The 22,284-nt window shown below is 73.2% G+C and carries 18 protein-coding genes; 10 read left to right on the top strand and 8 right to left on the bottom strand.

What is annotated here, in order from left to right:
* The first annotated feature begins 55 nt into the window (after positions 1-55).
* Positions 56-2,236, top strand: a complete 2,181-nt coding sequence (locus ACWDAS_RS14720; protein WP_450389868.1) for an alpha-galactosidase — start codon at positions 56-58, stop codon at positions 2,234-2,236.
* A gap of 49 nt (positions 2,237-2,285) precedes the next feature.
* Here the strand turns inward: ACWDAS_RS14720 and ACWDAS_RS14715 are convergent, their stop codons facing one another.
* From ACWDAS_RS14715 to ACWDAS_RS14695, 5 genes are all read right to left on the bottom strand, one after another.
* Entirely contained in the window at positions 2,286-2,879 is a 594-nt protein-coding gene (locus ACWDAS_RS14715) for a DUF7003 family protein (RefSeq protein WP_450390080.1), read from the bottom strand.
* A 225-nt stretch (positions 2,880-3,104) separates the two neighbouring features.
* Positions 3,105-3,737: a hypothetical protein gene (locus ACWDAS_RS14710; protein WP_450389865.1), complete on the bottom strand. Its 633-nt coding sequence runs from the start codon at positions 3,735-3,737 to the stop codon at positions 3,105-3,107.
* A gap of 590 nt (positions 3,738-4,327) precedes the next feature.
* Positions 4,328-5,083, bottom strand: a complete 756-nt coding sequence (locus ACWDAS_RS14705) for a hypothetical protein (RefSeq protein WP_450389863.1) — start codon at positions 5,081-5,083, stop codon at positions 4,328-4,330.
* Positions 5,084-5,286: 203 nt separating this feature from the next.
* Positions 5,287-9,048 carry a S8 family serine peptidase gene (locus tag ACWDAS_RS14700; RefSeq protein WP_450389861.1) on the bottom strand — a complete coding sequence of 1,254 codons (3,762 nt, stop codon included), beginning with the start codon at positions 9,046-9,048 and terminating at the stop codon, positions 5,287-5,289.
* A gap of 449 nt (positions 9,049-9,497) precedes the next feature.
* Positions 9,498-10,148, bottom strand: coding sequence for a TetR/AcrR family transcriptional regulator (locus tag ACWDAS_RS14695; protein WP_450389858.1), 651 nt, complete (start codon positions 10,146-10,148; stop codon positions 9,498-9,500).
* Between the two features lie 102 nt (positions 10,149-10,250).
* Between ACWDAS_RS14695 and ACWDAS_RS14690 the strand changes: the two genes are divergently transcribed.
* Together ACWDAS_RS14690 and ACWDAS_RS14685 are read left to right on the top strand one after the other, a co-directional pair.
* Positions 10,251-10,814: an NAD(P)H-dependent oxidoreductase gene (locus ACWDAS_RS14690; RefSeq protein ID WP_450389856.1), complete on the top strand. Its 564-nt coding sequence runs from the start codon at positions 10,251-10,253 to the stop codon at positions 10,812-10,814.
* Positions 10,815-11,034: 220 nt separating this feature from the next.
* Positions 11,035-11,958 carry an aminoglycoside phosphotransferase family protein gene (locus ACWDAS_RS14685; protein ID WP_450389853.1) on the top strand — a complete coding sequence of 308 codons (924 nt, stop codon included), beginning with the start codon at positions 11,035-11,037 and terminating at the stop codon, positions 11,956-11,958.
* Between the two features lie 10 nt (positions 11,959-11,968).
* Here the strand turns inward: ACWDAS_RS14685 and ACWDAS_RS14680 are convergent, their stop codons facing one another.
* From ACWDAS_RS14680 to ACWDAS_RS14670, 3 genes are all read right to left on the bottom strand, one after another.
* Positions 11,969-13,069: a hypothetical protein gene (locus ACWDAS_RS14680; RefSeq protein WP_450389851.1), complete on the bottom strand. Its 1,101-nt coding sequence runs from the start codon at positions 13,067-13,069 to the stop codon at positions 11,969-11,971.
* 34 nt (positions 13,070-13,103) lie between these two features.
* Positions 13,104-13,481, bottom strand: coding sequence for a VOC family protein (locus tag ACWDAS_RS14675; protein WP_450389848.1), 378 nt, complete (start codon positions 13,479-13,481; stop codon positions 13,104-13,106).
* A gap of 213 nt (positions 13,482-13,694) precedes the next feature.
* Entirely contained in the window at positions 13,695-15,146 is a 1,452-nt protein-coding gene (locus ACWDAS_RS14670) for a S53 family peptidase (RefSeq protein ID WP_450389845.1), read from the bottom strand.
* Positions 15,147-15,347: 201 nt separating this feature from the next.
* Between ACWDAS_RS14670 and ACWDAS_RS14665 the strand changes: the two genes are divergently transcribed.
* The 7 genes from ACWDAS_RS14665 to ACWDAS_RS14635 all read left to right on the top strand — a co-directional run bounded on the left by ACWDAS_RS14665 (position 15,348) and on the right by ACWDAS_RS14635 (position 22,164).
* Complete coding sequence (locus ACWDAS_RS14665) at positions 15,348-15,902, top strand: GNAT family N-acetyltransferase (RefSeq protein ID WP_450389842.1); 555 nt, start codon at positions 15,348-15,350, stop codon at positions 15,900-15,902.
* A 134-nt stretch (positions 15,903-16,036) separates the two neighbouring features.
* Complete coding sequence (locus ACWDAS_RS14660) at positions 16,037-16,414, top strand: signal peptidase I (protein WP_450389839.1); 378 nt, start codon at positions 16,037-16,039, stop codon at positions 16,412-16,414.
* A 429-nt stretch (positions 16,415-16,843) separates the two neighbouring features.
* A complete protein-coding gene (locus tag ACWDAS_RS14655; protein WP_450389836.1) occupies positions 16,844-19,204 on the top strand; it encodes a M4 family metallopeptidase in 2,361 nt (786 codons plus the stop codon).
* Between the two features lie 169 nt (positions 19,205-19,373).
* Complete coding sequence (locus ACWDAS_RS14650; protein WP_450389833.1) at positions 19,374-20,234, top strand: helix-turn-helix transcriptional regulator; 861 nt, start codon at positions 19,374-19,376, stop codon at positions 20,232-20,234.
* A 162-nt stretch (positions 20,235-20,396) separates the two neighbouring features.
* A complete protein-coding gene (locus ACWDAS_RS14645) occupies positions 20,397-21,230 on the top strand; it encodes an oxidoreductase (RefSeq protein ID WP_450389831.1) in 834 nt (277 codons plus the stop codon).
* Positions 21,231-21,535: 305 nt separating this feature from the next.
* A complete protein-coding gene (locus ACWDAS_RS14640) occupies positions 21,536-21,709 on the top strand; it encodes a hypothetical protein (RefSeq protein WP_450389829.1) in 174 nt (57 codons plus the stop codon).
* Between the two features lie 101 nt (positions 21,710-21,810).
* Entirely contained in the window at positions 21,811-22,164 is a 354-nt protein-coding gene (locus ACWDAS_RS14635; RefSeq protein ID WP_450389826.1) for a WhiB family transcriptional regulator, read from the top strand.
* The last annotated feature ends 120 nt before the right edge of the window (positions 22,165-22,284 follow it).

Raw genomic sequence — 22,284 nt, 5'->3', positions numbered from 1 at the left:
CTTCCGGCCGGTCCCTCCCCGGCGGGCGGGGCACCCCCGAAAGGCAGGACTCCGTATGGCAGACACCACCGCCCGGGTCGTGGCCCTGCGCGCGGCCGGCACCTCGTTCGTCGTGGAACTCTCCGAGCCGGTGCCCAGAGTCCTCCACTGGGGAGCGGACCTCGGCGAGCTGTCCGCGGCGGACCACGCCGCGCTCAGCCTGACCGCCGAGCCCGCGGTGCTCAACAACTCCATCGACGTCCCCCGCCGCTTCACCATCTGGCCGACCGAGGCCGACGGCTGGGCCGGCACCCCAGCCCACCACGGCCACCTGAACGGCGGGGCCGCCGCCCCACGCCTGACCACGACGGGCGCCACCTTCCGCGAGGACGCCGAAGGCGGCGAACTGGCCGTCACCCTCACCGAGGCCGCCGCGGGCCTCGACATCACCGTCACCTACCGGATGGAGCCGTCCGGCGTGCTCGCCGTGCACGGCGAGATCACCCGGCAGCGGACGGCGGACCCGGCCCCGTACGACCTCACCCAGGTCACCGCGGTGTTGCCGCTGCCCCGGCGGGCCGGCGAGATCCTCGACTTCACCGGCAAGTGGAGCCGTGAACGCTCCCCGCAGCGCCGCCCGCTCGGCTTCGGCACCTACGCCCGAGAGGTCCGCCGCGGCAAGCCCGGCCTGGACTCGCCCTACCTCGTCGCCGTCGGCGTACCCGGCTTCGGATTCCGCGAGGGCGAGGTGTGGGGCCTGCACGTCGCCTGGAGCGGCGACCAGCGCTACCTGGTCGAGCAGCTGCCCGAGGGCGCCGGCACCCACGCCGCAGTGCTCGGCGGCGGGGCACTGCTGCGCGCCGGCGAGATCCGGCTCGCCCCCGGCGAGAGCCACCGCACCCCCGTCTGCCACTACGCCTGGTCCGGCACCGGGCTCGACGGGCTCGCCGACCGCTTCCACACCCTGCTGCGGGCCCGCCCCGGCCACCCGCGCCGCCCCCGCCCGGTCATCCTCAACAGCTGGGAGGCGGTCTACTTCGACCACGACCTGGACCGCCTGCTGCGGCTCGCCGACCGCGCCGCCGAGGTCGGCGTGGAGCGGTTCGTGCTGGACGACGGCTGGTTCCGCGGCCGCCGCTCGGACCACGCGGGCCTCGGCGACTGGACGGTCGACCCGCTCGTGTGGCCGGCCGGACTGACCCCGCTCGCCGACCACGTGCGGTCCCTGGGCATGGAGTTCGGCCTGTGGGTCGAACCGGAGATGGTCAACCTCGACTCGGACCTGGCCCGCGAGCACCCGGACTGGATCCTCGCCCCGGCTCGCGGTGTCGGGCCCTCGGCCCGCCATCAGCACGTCCTGGACATCTCCCACCCCGAGGCCGGAGACCACCTGCTGACGGCACTGGACGCCCTGATCGAGAAGTACGCCATCGCCTACCTGAAGTGGGACCACAACCGGGAGGTGCACGAGGCCGTCCGCGGCCCGGCCGACAGCCCGGTGGCGCACGCCCAGATCCAGGCCCTCTACCGGCTGCTGGACACCCTCAAGGAGCGCCATCCCGCACTGGAGATCGAGAGCTGCGCCAGCGGCGGCGGCCGCGTCGACCTGGGCATCCTTGCCAGGACGGACCGGGTGTGGGCCTCCGACTGCAACGATCCGGTGGAACGGCAGTCCATCCAGCGGTGGACGGGCCAACTGCTCCCGCCGGAACTCGTCGGCGCCCATGTGGGCCCCACCCCCAGCCACACCACCGCACGCGTCAGCTCCGACACCTTCCGCCTGGCCACCGCGCTGTTCGGCCATCCCGGCATCGAACAGGACATCACCCGGTGCACACCGGAAGAGCTGGCCCGGCTCACCGCGTGGACGGCGCTGTACCGGGAACTGCGTCCGTTGCTGCACGGCGGCCGCACCGTACGCGCCGACCTCCCCGGCGACGCGACCCTGCTGCACGGCGTCGTCGCCCACGACAGCACGGCCGCGCTCTACTGCTGGGCTCGCGTGGCGACCTCCCCCGAGGGCCAGTCGGGCCGGGTACGACTGCCCGGTCTCGCCCCCGGACTCCGCTACCGGGTGCGCGTGCGTACCGAGATCGGCCTGCCGTCCTTCCACCAGACGAGCGGCCCGGCCTGGCTCACCGAGGCGATCGACGGCTGGGTCGCCCTCCCCGGCGCGGTGCTGACCTCGGCCGGTGTGCCGATGCCGCAGCTCAACCCCGAGCAGGCCCTGCTGATCGAGGTGCGGAAGGCCGGGTGACCCGTCCCGTGCCCCGGGCCGCCGTGCCCGCCCGGCGCCGTCGGCCGGACTACAGCGTTCCGGCGTCGGGCCAGTGGGCCCAGTGGGTGTTGGGGGGAAGCGTCGGCCGGTACCGGGACGGGTCCCCGGAGTCCAGGACCTCGGCCATCATCCGGAACGCTTCGCATCCTCCGGGCGTGACGTCTCCCAGGTCCTCCGGCTGGTGCCATTCGTCCAGCCGCAGCAGCACCGGCAGGTCGTCGGGGACACCGGCGCGCAGTTCGGCGCCGTCGGCCAGGAAGAGCACGCGGTGCGCGGGCGCCAGCAGACGGAACACCTCCTCCAGCGGTGTTCCGGCGGGGGCGGCGACCGGAAGGGCCTGCCCGCGCACCATCACCGGAACCCCTCCGGCGTAGACCTCCTCGTCGCCGAGAACGATCTCCTCCATGTTGCCCACCCGGTCGAGGAACTCGCCGAACCCCGGCTCGCCATGGGTCAGGCAGTTGCCGAACCGGTGCACGACGTCGATGAGATTGCCGGCGCGCGGGCAATAGCCCAGGAGTTCGGCCACCATCGCCCAGCGAGTCGAAGTCGCCGAACAGGTGGATCCGGGTGTCGACCGGGTAGTAGCAGTCGTTCGACAGGTCGGGGAACGTGGACTGATCCGCGCACAGGTCGAACTGCCCGAGGATGGACGAGGTGGTCATCACCCGGTACACCGTAGGGCCGGGCACCGACAGCGGAGCGCAGCATCGCGCGGCGTGACCCCAGGCGCCGAGGCACCCGCCGTTCCCCATCGACGTTCCCCAGGTGGTGCGCTGTTGGGCGCGGGCGCTCCGGGTGAACACGCGAGGGGGCGGACTGAGGCGGCGACCCGCTACCGGACCCCCTACTCCTCCTCGGTGTCCCCGGGCGCCGCCGTGGCCTGGCGGCCGAGCCAGTACAGGGCCGTGTCGACGTCGCGGGCTGTCCAGCCGTCCGCGTCGGGGCCGGAGCGGGCGAGGAGGTCGTCGAGGAGGTCCATGTAACGGCCGTAACGGCCCGGCGCCGGCGTCAGCTGGTAGCCCAGCCGCTCCAGGCCGAACTGCGCGCGGCGGTCGTAGACGGCCATCCGGTCCGGTGCGGCGGCGGTGAGCAGCGCCGAGGCCAGCGCGTCGCCGTTGCGGCAGCCGGGCAGGGAGAGCAGGGCCCTGCGGCCCTCGCGGGCGGCCGCGCCGCGCGGGGCCTCCGGGTCGCGGACCGCGCACACGGCGCCGGCCGTGACGGCCCGGACCTCCGTGTCGCGCAGGTTCATCAGCTCGACGACCCAGGCGGTGCTCGCCTGCAGACGCTTCCACACCACCAGCGCGGCGATGTCCGTCTTGCCCAGGCTTCCGGTGTCCCGGGCGCGCTCCGCGACCTCCGTCAGCACCTCGTCGTACGCGGCCGGGACGGCGGCCCGGTACGCCTCGCGGGCGGCGGACAGGGTGGACCAGACCCCGTCGGGGAGCGGGGTGAGTGCGGCGGTCGCGGAAGCGTTCATGCACCGATGGTGGCCGGTCTCGGCCCGCTCCGTGTGCACTTGGCCGCTTGTGATCGGTTCCGGCGCGATGTGCCGTCAGGATGGATCGGATCCAGCCACGTGCGCCGGCCTCCACCCCGGCCTGCAAGCGCGTCGTCGCGTCGAGCCGTGCCATGAGCGCGGCGATGCGACGTGTCGCGGTCCTCGTGCTCAGCCCCAGCTGACGGGCGGTCGCCTGGTCCTTGAGCCCGGAACGGAGCATGGCCGGCAGCGCGACCTCCTCGGGGTGGAGCCCTCCCCGCCGGCCGCGCGCGCCGGTGCGCCGAGCGGCTCGGCCCGGGCCGGGCCGGCCGGGCCGCTCCATGGACTCCGGGCAGCGGACCGAGCGGATGTCGACGCCGCGGCGCAGCCAGGCGGCGGTCGACGTCTCCTCGGCCTCGTCGGTGTGAGGGAGCCCGTCCGCGCGGTCGGGGTAGGGCGGCTTGTCGAGGATCACGCGGCGGGCACCTTCGTTACGAGGAGGCCGGCACCGGTCCGTTCCGGGCGGGGCTTCGACGCCGGCCGGATCAGGGACCTGCGGCCCCCGGCCGGGAGGCCCCGCCCGGCAGGTCTTACGGCGCCCGGGGGGACCGCGCGGCGGACGGGGCGTCGTCGTCCGGTTCGCCGCGGAGCGCCGCCAGGGCGAAGGCCACCGCGGAGGCCAGCAGGAGCAGCGCCAGCGGCCCCCAGACCGCCGGGATCGACCACATCGGCCACTCGTTGGCCGCCTGCACCCAGAGGATCACGATGGCCGCGACGCCCATGGCGACGCCGTGCCACCGCACCGCGCTCGCCGCGCTCGCATGACGCGGACCCGGCGCGAAGAGCGACCACAGCGCTCCGACGAGGCCCACCAGGCCGAACGAGAGGCCGGCGAGCGCGCCGCCGAGGCGGTCCTCGGGCCACTCCAGGGGCCCGTCGCTCGTCTCCTGCCGCCGTCCCGCGGCGTCCCGTACGTCGACGACCCGCCCCCGCCAGATCAGGCCGACGACCTTGTCGTCCGGCTCCATCTGCGACAGCACCGGACCGGTCTGCCGGAAGGTCACGTGCCACGGCTCTCCGCCGGACGGCAGCGACAACTCCGCCTCGGGTGACTTGCCGCGCTGACCGCTGTGCGTGTGCGCCGACCGTACGGTGAACCGCTGCTCCCAGCGGCAGTCCGACGCCTTGACGGGTACGGAGACGCACGGCGGCGCCGCGCGGAACTCCCGCTCCCGCTCCAGCGCACTGCGCGTCAGGAAGACCATCGCCACCCCGATGGCCAGCGCCACGACGGCGGTCAGCAGCCATATCCCGGCCGGTGCCCTCTTCCGCTCCGCCGATCCCACTGTGTCTCCTCACTCCGTGCGACCCCCGCACGCCCATCCGATCATGTCGTGCCGAGGGCTGCCCAGGCCCACTGCCGGCAGCGCACGACCCGTCCGGCTTGCCGGGTCGAAGCAACGAGAGGGGCACGTCGCCGTGCCGGCACGGCAACGCGGGCCGGCCCCCCCCGTAAGGAGGGACCGGCCGCGCTGTGTGCGGACGCGGATCAGGCCAGGCCGGTCGCCCGGATCACCGTCTGCCTCACCGTGTTGCCCCGCTTGTCCGAGGCGCGCACGCGCAGCGACAGGAACTCGGCCCGCCGCGGCGCGTCGAGGCGGACCCGGGCGGCGCCGTCGTCCGCACCGCGCAGCGCGAGCTTGTGCCACGTCCGGCCGTCGTCGTACGAGACCTCCACCGCGTCGGTGCGGACCGGCCCGGACGACGCCCCCGGCAACTGACAGGCTCCCACAGTGAGTTCGGCGTCACGTCGAGCCGCGCCGCCGGCGTCGGTGCGGATCCCGTAGTCGAGCTGCAGGAGCGGGAGCTCCTGCGCGTCGTCCGTGCGCGGCGTCCCGGAGGCGAAGCCCCACTCGGTGCGGGTCGCGGTGGAGTACGGGTACCCCTCCGTCCGCTCGGTCGACGTCACCAGCCGGTACCGGCCCGGGGCCGCCGGGACGTCTCCGCCCAGCCAGCCGCCCTCGGTGCGGGTGACCAGATCGCCGCCCCGGTAGAGCTCGTTCACCTGGGACGTGGTGCCCGGGCCGACCACACCCGCGTGGTCGCGGCCGCCGTCGCCCCATGCCGGGATGGTCACGTCGAGGACGTCACCTCTGCGCTGGGGCAGCCACTGGCTCTCGTTCATCCGCGGGTGCTCGACGGGCCCGAACCACTGGACGTCGGTGGTGCGCCCGGCCGGGTAGCCGACCAGCCCGGAGAACTGGATGGAGCGGATGCCGTTGGCGGCCTCCTCCATCCAGGTCGCCTCACCGGCCGGGGTGACCCAGTCGGTGCGCTCGGCGCCCGCCGTCGACAGCCGGGTTCCGCCGACCTTGACCCCGAGGTAGGGCTGGATGTCGTAGCGGAACTCGTCGACCTCCGTGCCGGGTTCGTTGCGGAATCCGACGTCGACGCGGGCCAGGCGGCGCTCGGCGGGCGCGTAGGTCTGCGTCAGCGGGATCGTGCCGTGCCAGGTGTGCACCAGGTCGTACAGGTAGTCCGTCTCGGCGTGGCCGACGACGCGCATCGGCACCGAACCGCTGCCGCTGTCCCGGATGCGGCCGATCAGGGTCTCGCCCTCGGTCCGGGAGATGCCCGCGACGACCAGGTCGGTGCGGCGGACGGGCTCCCGCAGCCGGCCGTTCTGGTCGTTCACCACGACCAGCAGTGCGACGCCCGCCTTCTGGGCAGCGGTGAACTGGTCGTCGGCCGCAGCGGCGACCCGGTCGTCGTCGTCCGGCACGAAGCGGACGACCGCCACCTTGCCCTTGGCGCCGGCGGCCGCGTACTCCGCCGCGGTGCCGTTGCCCGCGAACACGGCGGGCAGGGTCCTGGTGCCTTCGGCCGGGCGGCCGGAACCGGGCTGGAGCCACAGGTCGTCGAAGACCTGCGAGCCCGAGGAGAGCGCCAGCAGCGGCTGCTGCATGCGCCAGCGCACCGAGTACGCCAGGTCGCCCCCGGCCGCCTTCGGCATGGGCAGCGCCCACACGCTGTCGAAGCCGTCGCCGACCGTCGCGGTGTCCGTGATCGCCGGCGAGCCGTCCTTGAAGGACTGGGAGAAGTCCACGCGGATGTCGCTGTCCGTGGACGTCTTCGGCGTGACGACCTGGGTCCTGCGCAGCTTCGTCCCGTCCAGCGTCGTGTCGGTGTCGGTGGCGCCGACCACGACGCCGGTCCTGGCCAGCAATGCCCGGCCGAAGGAGGACTCGCCGTGGACGCCGCGGACGGCGCCCCAGGTCCAGACGGTGTACGTGCCCGGCGGGACGACGGTGTCGAGCACGCCGTCGAGGTCGGTGTAGAGGGCCTGCGCGTACTCGTCGCCCTTGCGCTGGTACATCACCAGGCCGACCATCGGGTCCCCGGCGCGGTCGGTGACGTGGACGCGCAGGTGGTGGTACTCGTCACGGGTACTGACCGCGAGCAGGGTGCGCGTGACGGCCTTGCCGTCGACGACGCCCTCGACGTGCCCGGTGAAGCGGGATCCGGCCGGGGCCCGGTCGAGCGCGGTGGTCACGGTGGTCGAGGCGGTGCCGTGGGCGGGGACGGTGAGCTGACGGTCCGCCACGGAGAACAGGCCCTCGGGCGCGTCCGGCGCGTCCACCCGCGGGGTGACGGTGACGGCGGTGTCACCGGAGTTGGCCCACTCCACGGTACGGGTCACGGTCCCGCCGGGCGCGCCGCCCGGGGGGTGGATCCCGGCGTCGGCGGTGGCGGTGGCCATGAGCGCGCTGCTGGTGGCGGCCACCGCGTCCACCCGGCCGTTGCCGCCCGCGTCCGCGGGGATCGCCGGTGTCGCGACGGCGGTGGAGACCAGGGCGTCCTTGATCCGGGCGCCGTTCCAGTCGGGGTGCTTCGCCGCAACCAGGGCGGCGACGCCCGCGACGTGCGGGGTGGCCATCGAGGTGCCGCTGAGGGTGGCGTACGAGCCCGTTCCGAAGGCCGCCCACTGCGAGCGGGCCGCCAGGATGTCGACGCCGGGAGCGGTGATCTCCGGCTTGGCCGCGTCGTCCCGGAAGCGGGGGCCGCGGCTGGAGAAGTCGGCGACGGCGTCGGAGGAGTCGACGGCGCCGACGGTGAGCGCGGCGTCCGCGGCGCCGGGCGCGGCCACGGTGCCCTCGTACGGGCCGGCGTTGCCGGCCGCGATGGTGAACAACGCGCCCGTCTCGGCGCTGAGTTCGTTGACGGCCTGGCTCATCGGATCGGTGCCGTCGGTGGGCTGGTCGCTGCCGAGACTCATGCTGATCACGCGCGCCTTGGCGTCGCGGGCGGCCCACTCCATGCCGCTGATGATCCAGGAGTCGGATCCGCTGCCCGCGTTGCTGAGGACCTTGCCCACGTGCAGTCGTACGCCGGGGGCGACCCCCTTCTCCTTGCCCGCGCACGCGGCGCCGTTGCCCGCGATGGTGGACGCCACGTGGGTGCCGTGGCCGTGGTGGTCGGCCACGTCCTCGCCGGGGACGAAGCTGCGGGAGTCGGCGACGACGCCGTCGAGGTCGGGGTGGCCGGTGTCGTACCCGGTGTCGAGGACCGCGACGTCGACGCCCTGGCCTGTGTCGCCCCCGGCCCAGACCTTGGGGGCGCCGATCTGCGCGACGCTGTCCGCGAGGTCGGCCTCGACCTTGCCGTCGAGCCACACCTTGCGTATGCCGCCCGACAGTGACGGTGCCGCCTGGGTGGTCTTTGCCGTCGATGCCGACGTCGGCTCGGTGAGGCCGGCCCAGAAGTCCGCAGCCTGGTCGTGGTCCTGTGTGACGGCGGTGCTGTCGATGCTGGTCAGCGCCCGTGCGCCGGTGGCTCCGTCGGGGAGGGACGGCGCCGCGAGCTTGCGGCGGGCGTCGGAGGAGTAGGTCAGGATGACGGGCAGGCCGTGGGACCGGGCGTCGTCGTAACCGTCTGCGATCAGCCGGGTGACGTTGAACAGGTCGGTGTCGAGCAGCCCGGCCGCGACGTAACGTTCCGCCGCGAACGGATAGACGTAGGTGTCGCCTTGCTGCGTGGTGATGCGGGCGTCGGCGCGGTGGCCGCCGGGGCCCTCCACGGTGATGGAGGCACGGCCGTCACCGCCGGGGGTGACGGTGACCCGGTCGCCGGTGATGAGGGTGACGGTGCGTGAGATGGAGCCGGGGGAGGCCCCGTTGGCCACGACGGCGTTGTCCGCCGAGGTGGAGGCGGTGGCGTGGTCACCGGCCGATGCCGGTGGGATCGCCATCAGCATCGCCGCGACGCCCGCGACGATCGGCAGGCCTGTTCGGCCCGGAAGGAGCGGTCTCACAGGGATCCTTCGCGTTAGATCCATCCAAGTTCCGCCGTATGCTAGCGAGTTAAACGATTCAACAAGCCGGGAAACAGAGGGCGGACCAAGGCGTCTTTCCGCCCGTTGTCGGGATCACGACAAGACGGGGCCCAACACCGTCAGGGCCGCGAAGGGCGCGCGGCGAGCACGGGCGCCGCGAGGTCGAGAAGTCCGGCGCGTACGACCGTGCCACGCTCCGGCAGTCCATCGGTGTGTACTCCGTCAGCAGCCACCGCGCGCAGTGGAGAGGGAGCGATGCGGGCACACCGATCGCGAGATTCGCCCGTACCCCGCGACGTGGGGTCGTGTCCTGGGCGGCACGGCCGTGCCGGTCCGCACGCCGTCGACGGGCCGCGCCATCGCCTTCCCCCTGCTCCCCGTCGCCTCGACCCCGGGCGGAAGTCCGTCACGGCCGCCCGTGTGACGGCCTACCGCGGTGCGCCGAGGCGGTCGACCAGGTCGTGCCAGCCGGCGTTCAGTCGCTCGGTGGACATCCCCCGGGCCGTGAGCAGGTGGTCGACGAGAACGGTGTCGAGGTAGCCCAGCAGCGTGTGCCCGGCCAGTTCGACGTCGCCGGGGGCGCCCGCCTGCCGGAGCAGCAGTGTCAGATGCGTGAGCCTGAGCTGGTACGACGGGTTGAAGCGCCGGTTCTGCTCCCGGCGTGCGGCGATGTAAAGGTCGCGGTGCACGCGCTCGTGGCGTATCACAGCGGGACCGAAGGCGCGCAGCCGTTCGACGGGCGGGGCGTCCGGCCCCAGCGGCGGCGGACCGGTGAGGAAGGCCGCCTGGATCTGCTGCTCGATGTGGTCGAGCAGCGAGAGCATCAGCCCCGTGCGGTCGCCGAAGCGCCGGAAGACCGTCCCTTTGCCGACCTCGGCCGCGGCGGCGACGGCCTCCATGGTCACGTTCGCCGCCCCGTGCTCGGCGGCGAGTTCGGCCGCGACTTCCAGAAGACGCCGGCGGTTGCGTGCGGCGTCGGCGCGCAGCCGCGGCGGCTCGCCCGCCGGTGTGAGGGTGAGGTCCGCCGGTCCGGCGGAGGCGTCGCGCGCGGGTGAGACGGCGCGGGGCGGCTCGGTCATGGGCACAGCGTAGCTGCGGGAATGAAAGTGGACCGCGGTCCGTTTTGCTGGTAGACATGTAACCGGACCATGGTCCGCTTTCAGCTACCAGGGAGAACCCTCATGTCCGTCCGCATCCTCGCCCTCGTCGGCAGCCTCCGCGCCGGTTCGCACAACCGCCAGCTCGCCGAGGCCGCCGTCAAGCACGCTCCGGAGGGCGTCGAGATCACGCTCTACGAGGGCCTGGCCGAGATCCCCTTCTACAACGAGGACATCGACGTCGAGGGCACCGTGCCCGAGGCCGCCGCCCGCCTGCGCGCCACCGCCGCCGCCGCCACCGACGCCTTCCTGCTCTTCTCGCCCGAGTACAACGGCACCATCCCGGCCGTCCTGAAGAACGCCATCGACTGGCTGTCCCGCCCGTACGGCGCCGGCGCGCTGTCCGGCAAGCCGGTCGCCGTGGTCGGCACCGCCTTCGGCCAGTACGGCGGCGTGTGGGCCCAGGACGAGGCCCGCAAGGCGGCCGGGATCGCCGGTGCCGCGGTCCTCGCGGACGCCAAGCTCTCCATCCCCGGCTCCGTGACCCGTTTCGCCGAGACCCACCCGGCCGACGACTCCGAGGTCGTCGAGGGCCTGACCCAGGTCATCCAGCAGCTCTCCCAGGCCGGCGCGACCGCGGCCGCCTGACCCCCTCCGGCACGAGGACCCCGCGGGCCACGGCCCGCGGGGTCCCGGCGTTCGCTCCATCCGATGTCACGCTGTGCCCGCCCCGCCCCCGCACACGGACAGCGTCGTCCCCGCACTGCGAGCCGCCGGGGCCCGGCCCGCCGGCGCCCCACCCCGCCCCGTTCTTGGCCCCCGCGATAATCCGTTGCCCCCGGTGGACGCCCCGGGAGAGCATCGCGGGATGGTCACGACCCCGCCCGACGGCCGCGCCGGAATCGACGCCTCCCTGGTCAAGCGCCTGCTCGCGGCGCAGTTCCCCCAGTGGGGCGAGCTGCCCGTCACCCCGGTGGAGGTCGACGGCTGGGACAACCGCACCTACCGCCTCGGCGACGCCATGACGGTCCGTCTGCCCACAGCCGAGGGCTACGTCCCGGCGGTGGCCAAGGAGAACGAGTGGCTGCCCCGCCTCGCGCCCTCGCTCCCCGTCGCCGTCCCGCCGATCCTCGGCATGGGCGCCCCGGGCGAGGGCTATCCCTTCCCCTGGTCCGTCCGCGGCTGGCTGCCCGGTGAGACGGCCGCCCTGGACCGCATCGAGGACCTCCCGCGATTCGCCGGCTCGGTGGCCGAGTTCCTCCTCGCTCTCCAGAGCTGCGATCCCACCGGCGGCCCGTCCGCCGGCCGGCACAGCTGGTACCGGGGCGCGTCGCCCGCCCACTACGACGACGAGACCCGCCGCTGCCTGGCCTTCCTCGACGGTCAGGTCGACACCGCCCGCGCCGGCGCCGTCTGGGACGCCGCCCTCGCCGCCGAGTGGCACGGCCCGCCCGTCTGGTTCCACGGCGACATCGCCTCGGGCAACCTCCTCGTCGCCGACGGCGAACTCACCGCCGTCATCGACTTCGGCACCTCCGGCGTCGGCGACCCCGCCTGCGACCTGGTCATCGCGTGGACCATGTTCTCCGGCGACAGCCGTGAGACGTTCCGTCGCACGGCCGGCCAGGACGACGGCACCTGGGCACGCGCCCGCGGCTGGGCGCTGTGGAAGTCGCTGCTGGTCCTCACCGACACCCTGGCCACGGACCCCGTCCGGGCCGCGGACAACCGGCGGGTGATCGCCGAAGTCCTCGACGACCACGACCGGTTCGCGCGGGCGACGACGGCGTGAGCACGCCGGTTCAGCCCCGGCCGGCCAGTCGCCACAGGTGCAGGGACGTCCGGTCTGCGGAGACCGTGTACCAGGTGCCGTCCCCCGCCGAGCGGACCGGCCCGGAGACGGGGAAGGGGTAGCGGACCTCGCCGCGCAGCGTCATTCCGCCCATGCCGACGAGCCAGTGGCGGACCGGGCCGTGACGGGCGTCGCACTCGGAGGTGCCGACGACCACGGTGTCCTCGTCCAGGAAGGCCGCTTCGCCGTCCCAGTACACCCGGTCCGTGCCCGTCGCGTCCGGGTGCGCCGGCACAGTGCCCTGGGCGTCCAGTTCCCGGAGGACCGCGCCGTCCTCCGCCGCGCGCAGGGAGAGGGACCACTGACCGAGGCCGACGGTCAGCAGGCGCCGGCCGGACGGGCTCACCGACAGCAGCATCAGCTCGTCGCCGATCAGCTCGACGGCGAGCCGCCGCCCGTCCCACCGTCCCCACAGCACGGGCGAGCCCTCCTCGCCCTCGGCGATGCCCAGGCCCATCTGCGCCGGGTCCGGGTGCGGCGCGGGGTACGAGGCGGAGGCCACCGTCCCGGTCCCGGCGCGTCCCAGGACGCCGCCGTCGTCGGCGTCCAGGACGAGCCACCACTCCAGGTCTTCCGCCCCCACCTCGTCGTCGCCGCCCAGCGGTCCGCGGACGTGCGCCCACACCAGCCTGCCGTCCCCGGACACCGCGGCCGAACCGCCGTCCGGGTAACGGTGCTCCTCGTCGTCGGCGTACTCGGCGGACGACGTGTGCATCAGGCCGCATGCCGCGCTCCAGCAGGCGTGCCGCACCTCCCACCGTGTCTCCCCGGTCGCCTCCACGGCACGCACGGCGTGGACACCCGCGAACACCGCCATGTCACCCAACGGCGACACGGTCGCCGAACCGAGGCGACGTGTCCAGGGAGCCGGGAATCGCACCTCCGTGCAGCGCCCGCCCGCCACCGCCGCGTCCAGGTCGAGAACGACCAGTTCGCGGTCACCGCGCTGCACGAGCGCCCGGCGTCCGGGCCGGTGCAGCACCTCGGGAGCGTCAGCGACCGCGGGGTCCAGCGGTGCGGGGACGGTGGCGACGAGACGGGACTCGGTCACGGGATCCTCCGGAGCGCGGGGGGTGCCCGGGGCCTCAGCCCGCCCGCTCCGCCGCGCTGCGCTCCACGCAGAACTCGTTGCCCTCCGGGTCGGCGAGGACCACCCAGCCCGAGCCGTCGGGACGTCGCTGGTCGTCGACCTGCGTCGCGCCGAGCAGGAGAAGGCGCTCGACCTCCTCGTCCCGGGTGCGGTCCTGCGGCTGGACGTCCAAGTGCACGCGGTTCTTGACGCTCTTGGGATCCGGAACGGTCACGAAGAGAAGGCCGGGACCACCGTCGATCTCGATCAGCGCCTCCGGGTCACCGGGCTTGTCGTCGTCGTGAAGGGGGCGGTCCAGGACGAGGGCCCAGAAGCTGCCCAGGCGGTAGGCGTCGGCGCAGTCGATCGTGACGTGGTGTATCGCGGAGGTCATGCGACGGATTCTTGTCGGCGCCAGTGGATCACGGCAATGCCCGCGGCGCTCCGCCACGCCCTCGAGCCCGCGGTGGCGGAAGGGCGCGAGCGGTGGCCGGTGAGGTGCGCACCGACGGGCATCCACTGCGGCGCACCGACTGATCGCCATGCGGTAGCGGGGTCTGCACGCACCGCACGGCCGTGCCCCGGCGGATGGGTGCGAGAAGGCTGCTCAGCCGGTGGCGGCGAGCGCGGTTACGAATGCGGCGGCGTCGATCGTGCCGAGGCCCGAGGCGAGGTCGTAGCCCTTGGCGGCCCGGAAGCCGTCCGGGCCGTTGTCACCCTCGGTGATGTCGACGATGCCGCCGTCCGGCCGCCTGGCCAGCGTGTAGAGCGCGGCGTGGACGTCGCCGAGCCTCCTGCCGGCCTTCTCGTTGGCCAGCGCGACGACCGCGGCGAACAAAGGGGCGGCTTCGCTGCTCCCGCCCACGGTGATCCACCCCTTCCCGGCCGGCAGGAAGCTCTGACGGATCAGCGCGCCCGCGGTCGTCGAAGCGCTCATGGACAGATCCGGCGTTCCACGCCGCCGACCGACCGTCCTCTGCACGCCGTCCTGGTAGGCGGGGCGCTCGAATGTCTGCGAGGGGCCGCCTCCCGTGGCACCCAGCCCGCTGCCGGCATCGTTCCAGACGGTGTCGGCCGCGGTGCGCGCGCCGTCGGCGTCCAGATGCAGGCGGGAGCCGCCCACCGAGACGACGCTGGGGTCCGATCCCGGCCAGCTCACGGACCTGACCCGCGTGTCGTCCTTCCCGATCCGCGGCGCGGCGCCCCAGTCACCGGCCGCGGCGACCAGCGTGGTTCCACTCCGCACGATGCCGGCGAAGGTCTTGCCGGCCGTCTTGAACGCGGCGACCGGTTGACGGGTGTTGCCCGCGGCCTGGTACTCCTGGGCCGCGTAGCTGACGGAGATGACGTCGGGCACGTCCTGCCGCAATGCCGTGAAGACCACCGGGAACAGCGTGGCGGCCGCCCGGCCGGCGGTCACGCCGATGTCCGGGGGCACGGGGGAGGGGCCGCCGGGCCGGGGCCCGGGGGACGTCGACACGGTCGGTGCGAGCGCGGGCGGTGCGGGCGAGGGCGGTCGCCGGGGCACACCGAGCTCCGCGACCACGATTCTCGCGTCGGGTGCCATCATGTGCGCGACCTGCACGTCGAGTGTGGCCTCGACGGCCCCGGCGACCATCTGCGGATTGCCGGCGTCGAACGGGGCCCGTTCGCTCTCGCTGGTGAAACGTCTGATCACGAGCTGGGGATTCGGGAGTCTCATCGCCGCACTGAACTCCGCCAGGTCCTCCTCGAGGGTGGGGGGCGCCGTCACGGTGAAGACGGCGATGGTGCGGCCCTTGCCCTTGAGCCCCCGGGCGTTGAGCTTGTCGATTCCGTACGCCTTGCGGATCATGTCCAGCGTGTAGCAGGGCGCCCCGAGACGTCGCTCGCACTCCTGGACGCCGGGCAGCGTGGCGAACGGCTTGGGCGCCGGACGGCTGCGCGGTGCGGAGGCGCTCGGGGAAGCGGAGGACCTGCCGGCAGCGGAGAGCGTGCCGTCGCCGGTGCAGGCGGTGGCGCTCAGAGCCAGAGCCAGCGCGCCGAGCACGGTCCGCCGCGCGCCGTCGGTTCCGGTCATGCCTCCCAGCCTGCGGCCGGAGCGGCCGCAGGGCCCGGACCTGCTGGGGCAAACGGGTGATCGGCAGGCGGCCCCGCCGCGACGGCCGCCCGGCACCGCCGTGGCCGAGCGGGACGAATACGACATGCAAGTGACGCAGGAGGGAACCCCATTCGTCCGGTAGGGAGCGATGAGGGTGCCGGACCGCACTACGATCGCGCGATGGCTGAACAGACCTTCCTCGCCCACGGCCCCCGGGTGGCCATCCGGCGGATCGCCGTCCAGGACCACGACGAGATCGGCGCCCTCACCCGGGAGAGCGCCTCGCTGCACGGGCCTTGGCTGCCCTCCCGGGAGTTCACGACCGAGGCGTTCGGGGAGTACGTCGCGAGGTTCGACCGCCCGACGCACGAGGGGTTCGTGATCTGTCTGCGCGAGACGGGCGCGATCGTCGGCGGCGTGAACATCAACAACATCGTCCGGGGCCCCATTCAGAGCGGTGCCCTGGGTTACGTCGCGTACGCGTCGACCACCGGGCGCGGCTACATGACGGAGGGGCTGCGGCTCGTCATGGGATACGCCTTCACGGAACTCGGGCTGCACCGGCTGGAGGCCAACATCCAGCCCGCCAACGTCGCGTCGATCCGGCTGGTCGAGCGGCTGGGCTTCGAGCGCGAGGGCTACTCGCCGCGATTCCAGTTCCTGGACGGCGCCTGGCGGGGGCACGAACGCTGGGCCGTGACCGCCGAGATGGCCGACGGCGACACGGGGGAGTGAGGTGGGGGCGCCGTGCCCGCCGCGGGCCGTCGCCCCTTCGGGTGGTCGCGCGCCCCGCGCTCGCGGGGGCCGCCGACGGGGTGCCGTGCGTGGTCGGTCGGGTCCGCCCGCGCTGCGGTGTTAGCGTCCAGGCCATGGACGACAGCGTTTACGTGGGCAATGCCGGTGAGGACGCGCCGCTCGACCGGGGTTGGCTGCTGGGGCACTTCAAGGAGGCGGGCGACCCCCGGCACAGTGACGCTGTGGAGATCAAGTGGGGTGTCCATCCGGCCGGCGACGAACGCGGGGAGTGGGTGCGGGGCGAGGAGCGGACGGCGCTTCAGGTCCTCATCAGCGGGCGGTTCCGGCTCGAGTTCCCGGGCCGTTCGGTGGTGCTCGCGCGGCAGGGGGACTACGTCGTGTGGGGCAAGGGCGTGGACCACTCGTGGGTGGCGGAGGAGGACTCCACGGTGCTGACCGTCCGCTGGCCGTCCGTTCCGGGCTACGCGGTCCCGGCCGCCGAGGACGCGTAGCCCCCCCCGGCGGCCCGTGGGGCGCTGGCTCGAAATTTTCGGCGCCGCGGCCGAGTTGAGTCGCCCGTTGTGGGTGGCTGTTCCTGCGTCCCCGTGCTGATCAGGGAAAAGGCGCTCAGATCCGCATCATCTGGGCGAGGTGACGTGTCCGCCGCCGTGGCTGGATCTTTTCGCTCGGCATCGTCAATTCACTGTTGCCGCACCGTAAATCCGCACGTGGTCGGCATGGCGTGGGAACGCTCCCACGGCTGCCGGCTGACCGACTTTCGGACAATGATCTCCGCAGTGATGACAGCGGACGAACATGCTGAAACGATCCACCACGTCGCGCGAGCATCACTCGCACGTCACCTCGCGGAGGCGTCAAAGGCCTCCAATGTTCCCGTCCCCAGCGGCCGTTCACACGGCCGGGCACAAGGAGCTCCACGAGTGACGAACCATCCCGCTGTCACGGGCGCCACTTCACCGCCGAATCCCTCTCCCACCCGCCGTGCGCGCAGCGCACGCGGCCGCGTCGCAGCGGCCGCCGCCGTGGCCATGGCCGCCCTCATCGCCCCCGTTCTCCCGGCCACCGGTGCCTCCGCCGCGCCCGGCGGGGACGGTTCGGCGCCCGGCAAGATCGTGGCGGAGTCCCGGCCCGGGGCGCGTTCCGTCGCCCTTTCCGCCGCGCAGCGCAAGCAGCTGCTCAAAGCCGCGTCCGACGGGCGTGCCGCCACCGCCCGCGCCCTCCAACTGGGCGGCAAGGAGGCGCTGATACCCAAGGACGTCATCAAGGACGCCGACGGCACCGTGCACACGCGCTACGAGCGCACCTACGCCGGCCTCCCTGTCGTCGGCGGTGACCTCGTGGTCCACGAGCGCGGCGGCACCCGCACCGTCAGCAAGGCCTTCTCCGCGCGGGTCACGGTGCCCACCACGAAGGCCGCCGTCACCGCCGCGAAGGCGAAGAAGTCGGCCCTCTCCGCCGCGAGGAGCGAGCGGACCCAGGACCCCGCCGCGGACGGCGCGCCCCGTCTCGTCGTGTTCCTCGGCAACGGCAAGCCCACGCTCGCCTGGCAGTCCTTCGTCACCGGCACGCAGGAGGACGGCACTCCGAGCCGGCTGAGCGTCGTGACGGACGCGGCGACCGGCAGGCAGCTCCAGAGCGTCGAGCAGATCAAGGCCGGTACCGGCAACAGTCAGTACAGCGGCCAGGTGCAGATCGGCACCGTGAACAACGGCGGCGGCTACGAGCTCACCGACCCCGAGCGCGGCGGGCACAAGACCTACGACCTGACCGGCGTCGGCGGCATCGGCAACCTGGTCACGGACGACGACGACGTCTGGGGCGACGGGACGATCGCCGACCGCCAGACCGCCGCTGTGGACGCCGCCTACGGCCAGCGCGAGACCTGGGACTTCTACAAGGAGCGCTTCGGCCGCAACGGCATCGCCGACAACGGTGCCGGGGCCTTCTCCCGGGTCCACTACGGCGACAGCTACGCCAACGCCTTCTGGAACGACGGCTGCTTCTGCATGACGTACGGCGACGGCCGCGAGAACGCCCACCCGCTCACCGAACTCGACATCGCCGCACACGAGATGAGCCACGGCGTCACCTACGCCACCGCCAACCTCACCTACTCCGGGGAGTCCGGCGGCCTCAACGAGGCGACCAGCGACATCATGGGCACGGCCGTCGAGTTCTTCGCGAACAACCCGGCCGACGTGCCCGACTACACGATCGGCGAGCTCGCCGACGTCCGCGGCACCGGCAAGCCCCTGCGCTACATGGACCAGCCCTCCAAGGACGCCTCCGCGAAGGGTACCTCGCAGGACTACTGGACACCCGAGACCCGGAAGCTCGACCCGCACTTCAGCTCCGGCGTGGCGAACCACTTCTTCTACCTCCTCTCCGAGGGCAGCGGGAAGAAGACGATCAACGGCGTCGCCTACGACAGCCCCACCTACGACGGCCTGCCGGTCGCCGGCATCGGCCAGGCCAACGCGGCCGACGTCTGGTACCGGGCCCTGACCACGTACATGACCAGCAGCACCGACTACGCGGGGGCCCGCGTCGCCACCCTCCAGGCGGCCGCCGACCTGTTCGGGCAGGGCAGCGCCACCTACGAGGCCGTCGGCAACGCCTGGGCGGCGGTCAACGTCGGCGCCCGCTACGTGAACCACATCGCCGTCGTGGCACCCTCCACCCGCCCGGTCGCCGTCGGGCAGCCGACGACCCGTCAGATCGAGGCGGTGGGCTCGAGTCCCGGCCGGCTGGCCTACTCGGCGGACGGCCTGCCCAACGGCCTGTCCATCGACGCCCGCACGGGCCTGATCAGCGGCACACCGAAGAAGGCAGGCACCTTCAAGACGGCCGTCACCGTCAAGAACACTGCCGACCCGACGGCCAAGCGCACGGTGCGGTTCGACTGGCCCGTGCTGGCCTCCGGCGGGCGGTTCTTCGTCAACCCGGCCCGCTTCGACATCCCCAACTGGAAGTCCGTCGAGTCCCCGCTGATCGTGACCGGCCGCAAGGGCAACGCGCCCAGCGACCTCAAGGTGACCATCGACCTGGTCCACCCGTGGATCGGCGGCCAGGTCGTCACCCTGGTCAGCGAGAACGGCACGGAGATCCCCGTGAAGCCCTGGTACTGGGACACCGGGGAGGGCGAGCTCCACGTCACATACACCGTCGACGCCTCGGCGGTGCCCGCCAACGGCACCTGGAAGCTGCGCGTCCAGGACGACACTCCGGGCATCTTCACGGTCGACCCCGGCTACCTCGACCGCTGGAGCCTGACCTTCTGACGCCTGCCCCATCGCTAGGACAGCGCCGCGCCCGGTCCGCCGGGCGCGGCGCCACGCGCACGCGGCACGCACGGCGTTCGTGACCCGGGCACGTCACGACTCAACGGAATCCGGGGCCCGCGGGACCCGGCCGCACCCGGTCCGTCCGGCAGGCGCCGATAATCGACGTATGAGTCAGCGGAATGCTTCGAACACCACGCTGGGTGACTTTCTGCGCGCCTGCCGTTCCCGGGTGAACCCCGGGGACGTGGGCCTGCCGGACGACGGGCGGCACCGCCGGGTGCCGGGGCTCCGGCGGGAGGAGCTCGCACAGCTCGCGAACGTGAGCGTGGACTACGTGGTACGCCTGGAGCAGGGCCGTACGGTGCACGTCTCGACGGCCGTCCTGGAGTCCCTGGCGCGGGCCCTGCGGCTGCGGCCCGACGAGCGGGACTACCTGCTGCGGGTCGCGGCGGCCGGCGCGGAGCCGCGGACCTCAGCGCCGACGCGCATCCGGCCGCAGACGCAGACCCTGCTGAACGGGCTGCAGGAGTTCCCGGCCCTCCTGCTGAACCACCGGCTGGACGTCCTGGGCTGGAACCCGCTGGGCGCGGCCCTGCTCACCGATTTCTCCGCCCTGCCGGAGACCGAGCGCAATCTGGTGCGCCTGGCGTTCCTGGAACCGGCCTTCCGCGATCTCTACGCCGACTGGCGCACGGTCGCCCGTGAGTGCGTGGCCTACCTGCGGATGGGCGCGGCGCGGGACCCGCACGACGCGCGGCTCGGGGCCCTGGTCGACGAACTCTCCGCCCATGACGCCGACTTCCGCCGCTGGTGGTCGGACCACCGGGTACGGACCCGGGCCGCCGGCGAGAAGACCTTCCGGCACCCGGTCGCCGGCACGATGACCCTGGACTTCCAGAGCCTCGTCGTCGGCGACGATCCGGACCAGACCGTGTTCGTCTACACCGCGCAGCCCGGCACACCCGCCTACGACGCGCTGCGCTTCCTGGCCACGTGGTCGGCGAGCCCCGCGGCCGTGCGCCGGTGAACGGGTGAACCGGGTGGCCAGGTGACCGGATCTGCCTGGTACTGCCGTTCCCAGGCAGGCGTCTCCTACGGTTGAGGCGTCTCTGGCCCACCCCGCGGCCCTCGCACACGCTGGAAACACGTCGACGGAACGACCCCCAGTGATCATGAGGAGCCCATCACCATGACGACGTGGTTCATCACCGGCGCATCCCGCGGATTCGGTCTCGAAATCGCCCGGCAGGCCCTGGAGCAGGGCGACAATGTCGTGGCCACCGCCCGCAACCCCCGTGCCGTGGAGGACTCCCTCGCGGCACACGCCGACCGGCTGCTGGCAGTGCCGCTCGACGTGAACGACGAGGGGCAGGCGCGGGCCGCCGTCGACGCCGCCGTCGCGCGGTTCGGCACCATCGACATCCTCGTCAACAACGCGGGCCGGGGCCTGCTCGGCGCGGTGGAGGAGACCAGCGACGCCGAGGCGCGCGCGGTCTTCGACACGAACGTCTTCGGGCTGCTGACCATGACCCGGGCCGTGCTGCCCGTCATGCGGTCCCGGCGTTCGGGACGGATCATCAACCTCAGTTCCGTCGGCGGTTTCGTCGGCTGGGCCGGCTGGGGCCTGTACTGCGCGACCAAGTTCTCCGTCGAGGCGGTGACCGAGGCCTTGCGCCTGGAGTTGGCGCCGCTCGGCATCCAGGCGACCGCCGTCGAGCCGGGCCCCTTCCGCACCGACTTCCTGGACTCCTCCTCCCTGCACCGCACCGAGCGGGTCATCGAGGACTACCAGGAGAGCGCGGGCGGCATGCGGGACTGGGCGGACGACAGCAACCACGCCCAGGACGGCGACCCGGTGAAGGCGGCCACCGCCATCATCACCATCGCCCGGGCGGACGAGATGCCCGCCCGGATCCCGCTGGGCAAGGCCAGCCTCGCCGACGTGGAGAACAAGCTCGCCGGTGTGGCCCGCGAGATCGAGACGTGGCGTGACCTGGCCCTGTCCACCGACTTCGCCTCGTGACCGGGTGAGCCCGCGGTCTTCCCGCAGGGCCCGGGGTCTGCGCCGTCACGACGGCGCAGACCCCGGGCCGCGCCACGTCGCGGCACCGCGCGCAGGCAGTCACCCGGACCTGTCCGTCGAGGTCGTCAGGACGAGCCGGGACGACCAGACCGAGGTGATCCTCGACGGCCGTCCAGAACCCCGACGCCGTCCCCGAATGGCGCGACATCGCCACGGAACTCGCCGATCCGCAGAACCTGCCGGCCGTCCCGCGCTTCCGCTCCGTCGAGGAGAAGCTCGAGAGCGTCGCGGCCGGGCGCGGGGTCGTGGTCCTGCCGCTGTTCACCGCGACGTACCACACCCGTGCCGACATCGCCCACCTCGAGATCGAGGACATCGGCCCCAACCGTGTCTGCCTGGCGTGGGACAGCACTCGACACGACGCGCTGATCGAGGAGTTCGCCGGCATCGCGGTCGCCTCCGCCGACTCGTCCGCATGACTGCTGAACGGTTTCCGCAATCGATCCGTATTGAGGAAACAGGCGAGAGGAGCGGCCCCGCGCGATCGCGCGGCGGGGCGGTCGAGCAGGGAGAGACGCGGATGCAGCTTGACGTGGTGCAGGAGCCGGAGCCGACGAGCGCCGTCGGGGAGTCCTTCGTCTGGGTCGAGAACTGGGGAGCCCAAGCCATCTGCCGGACGGACGACCCGGATGTGCTGTTCGTGCCGGGCGCCGCCCAGAAGCGCGTGAAGGCGGTCTGCGGCGCGTGCCCCGTGCGCACCGAATGCCTCGCCGACGCCCTCGACAACCGCATCGAGTTCGGGATCTGGGGCGGCATGACCGAGCGCGAGCGCCGCGCCCTGCTGCGCCGCCGGCCCACCGTCACCTCCTGGCGCACGCTCCTGAGGACGGCCCGTCAGGCCTACGAGCGCGGTCCGGAGCAGGCCTCGGCCTGAACACGCCTGATGCCCGGGGCGGTTGGGCATCGCCGACCCGGGCCCGGAGCCGGGCGCGGTCGCGGCCAGCACCCGTACGAAGATCCCCGGCGTCTTCGCCGCGGGTGACGTCGTGGACCA

The organism is Streptomyces sp. NPDC001070 (assembly GCF_053598835.1).
The sequence above is the reverse complement of the archived record's forward strand: the minus strand, read 5'-3'. Positions and strand labels throughout refer to the sequence as shown.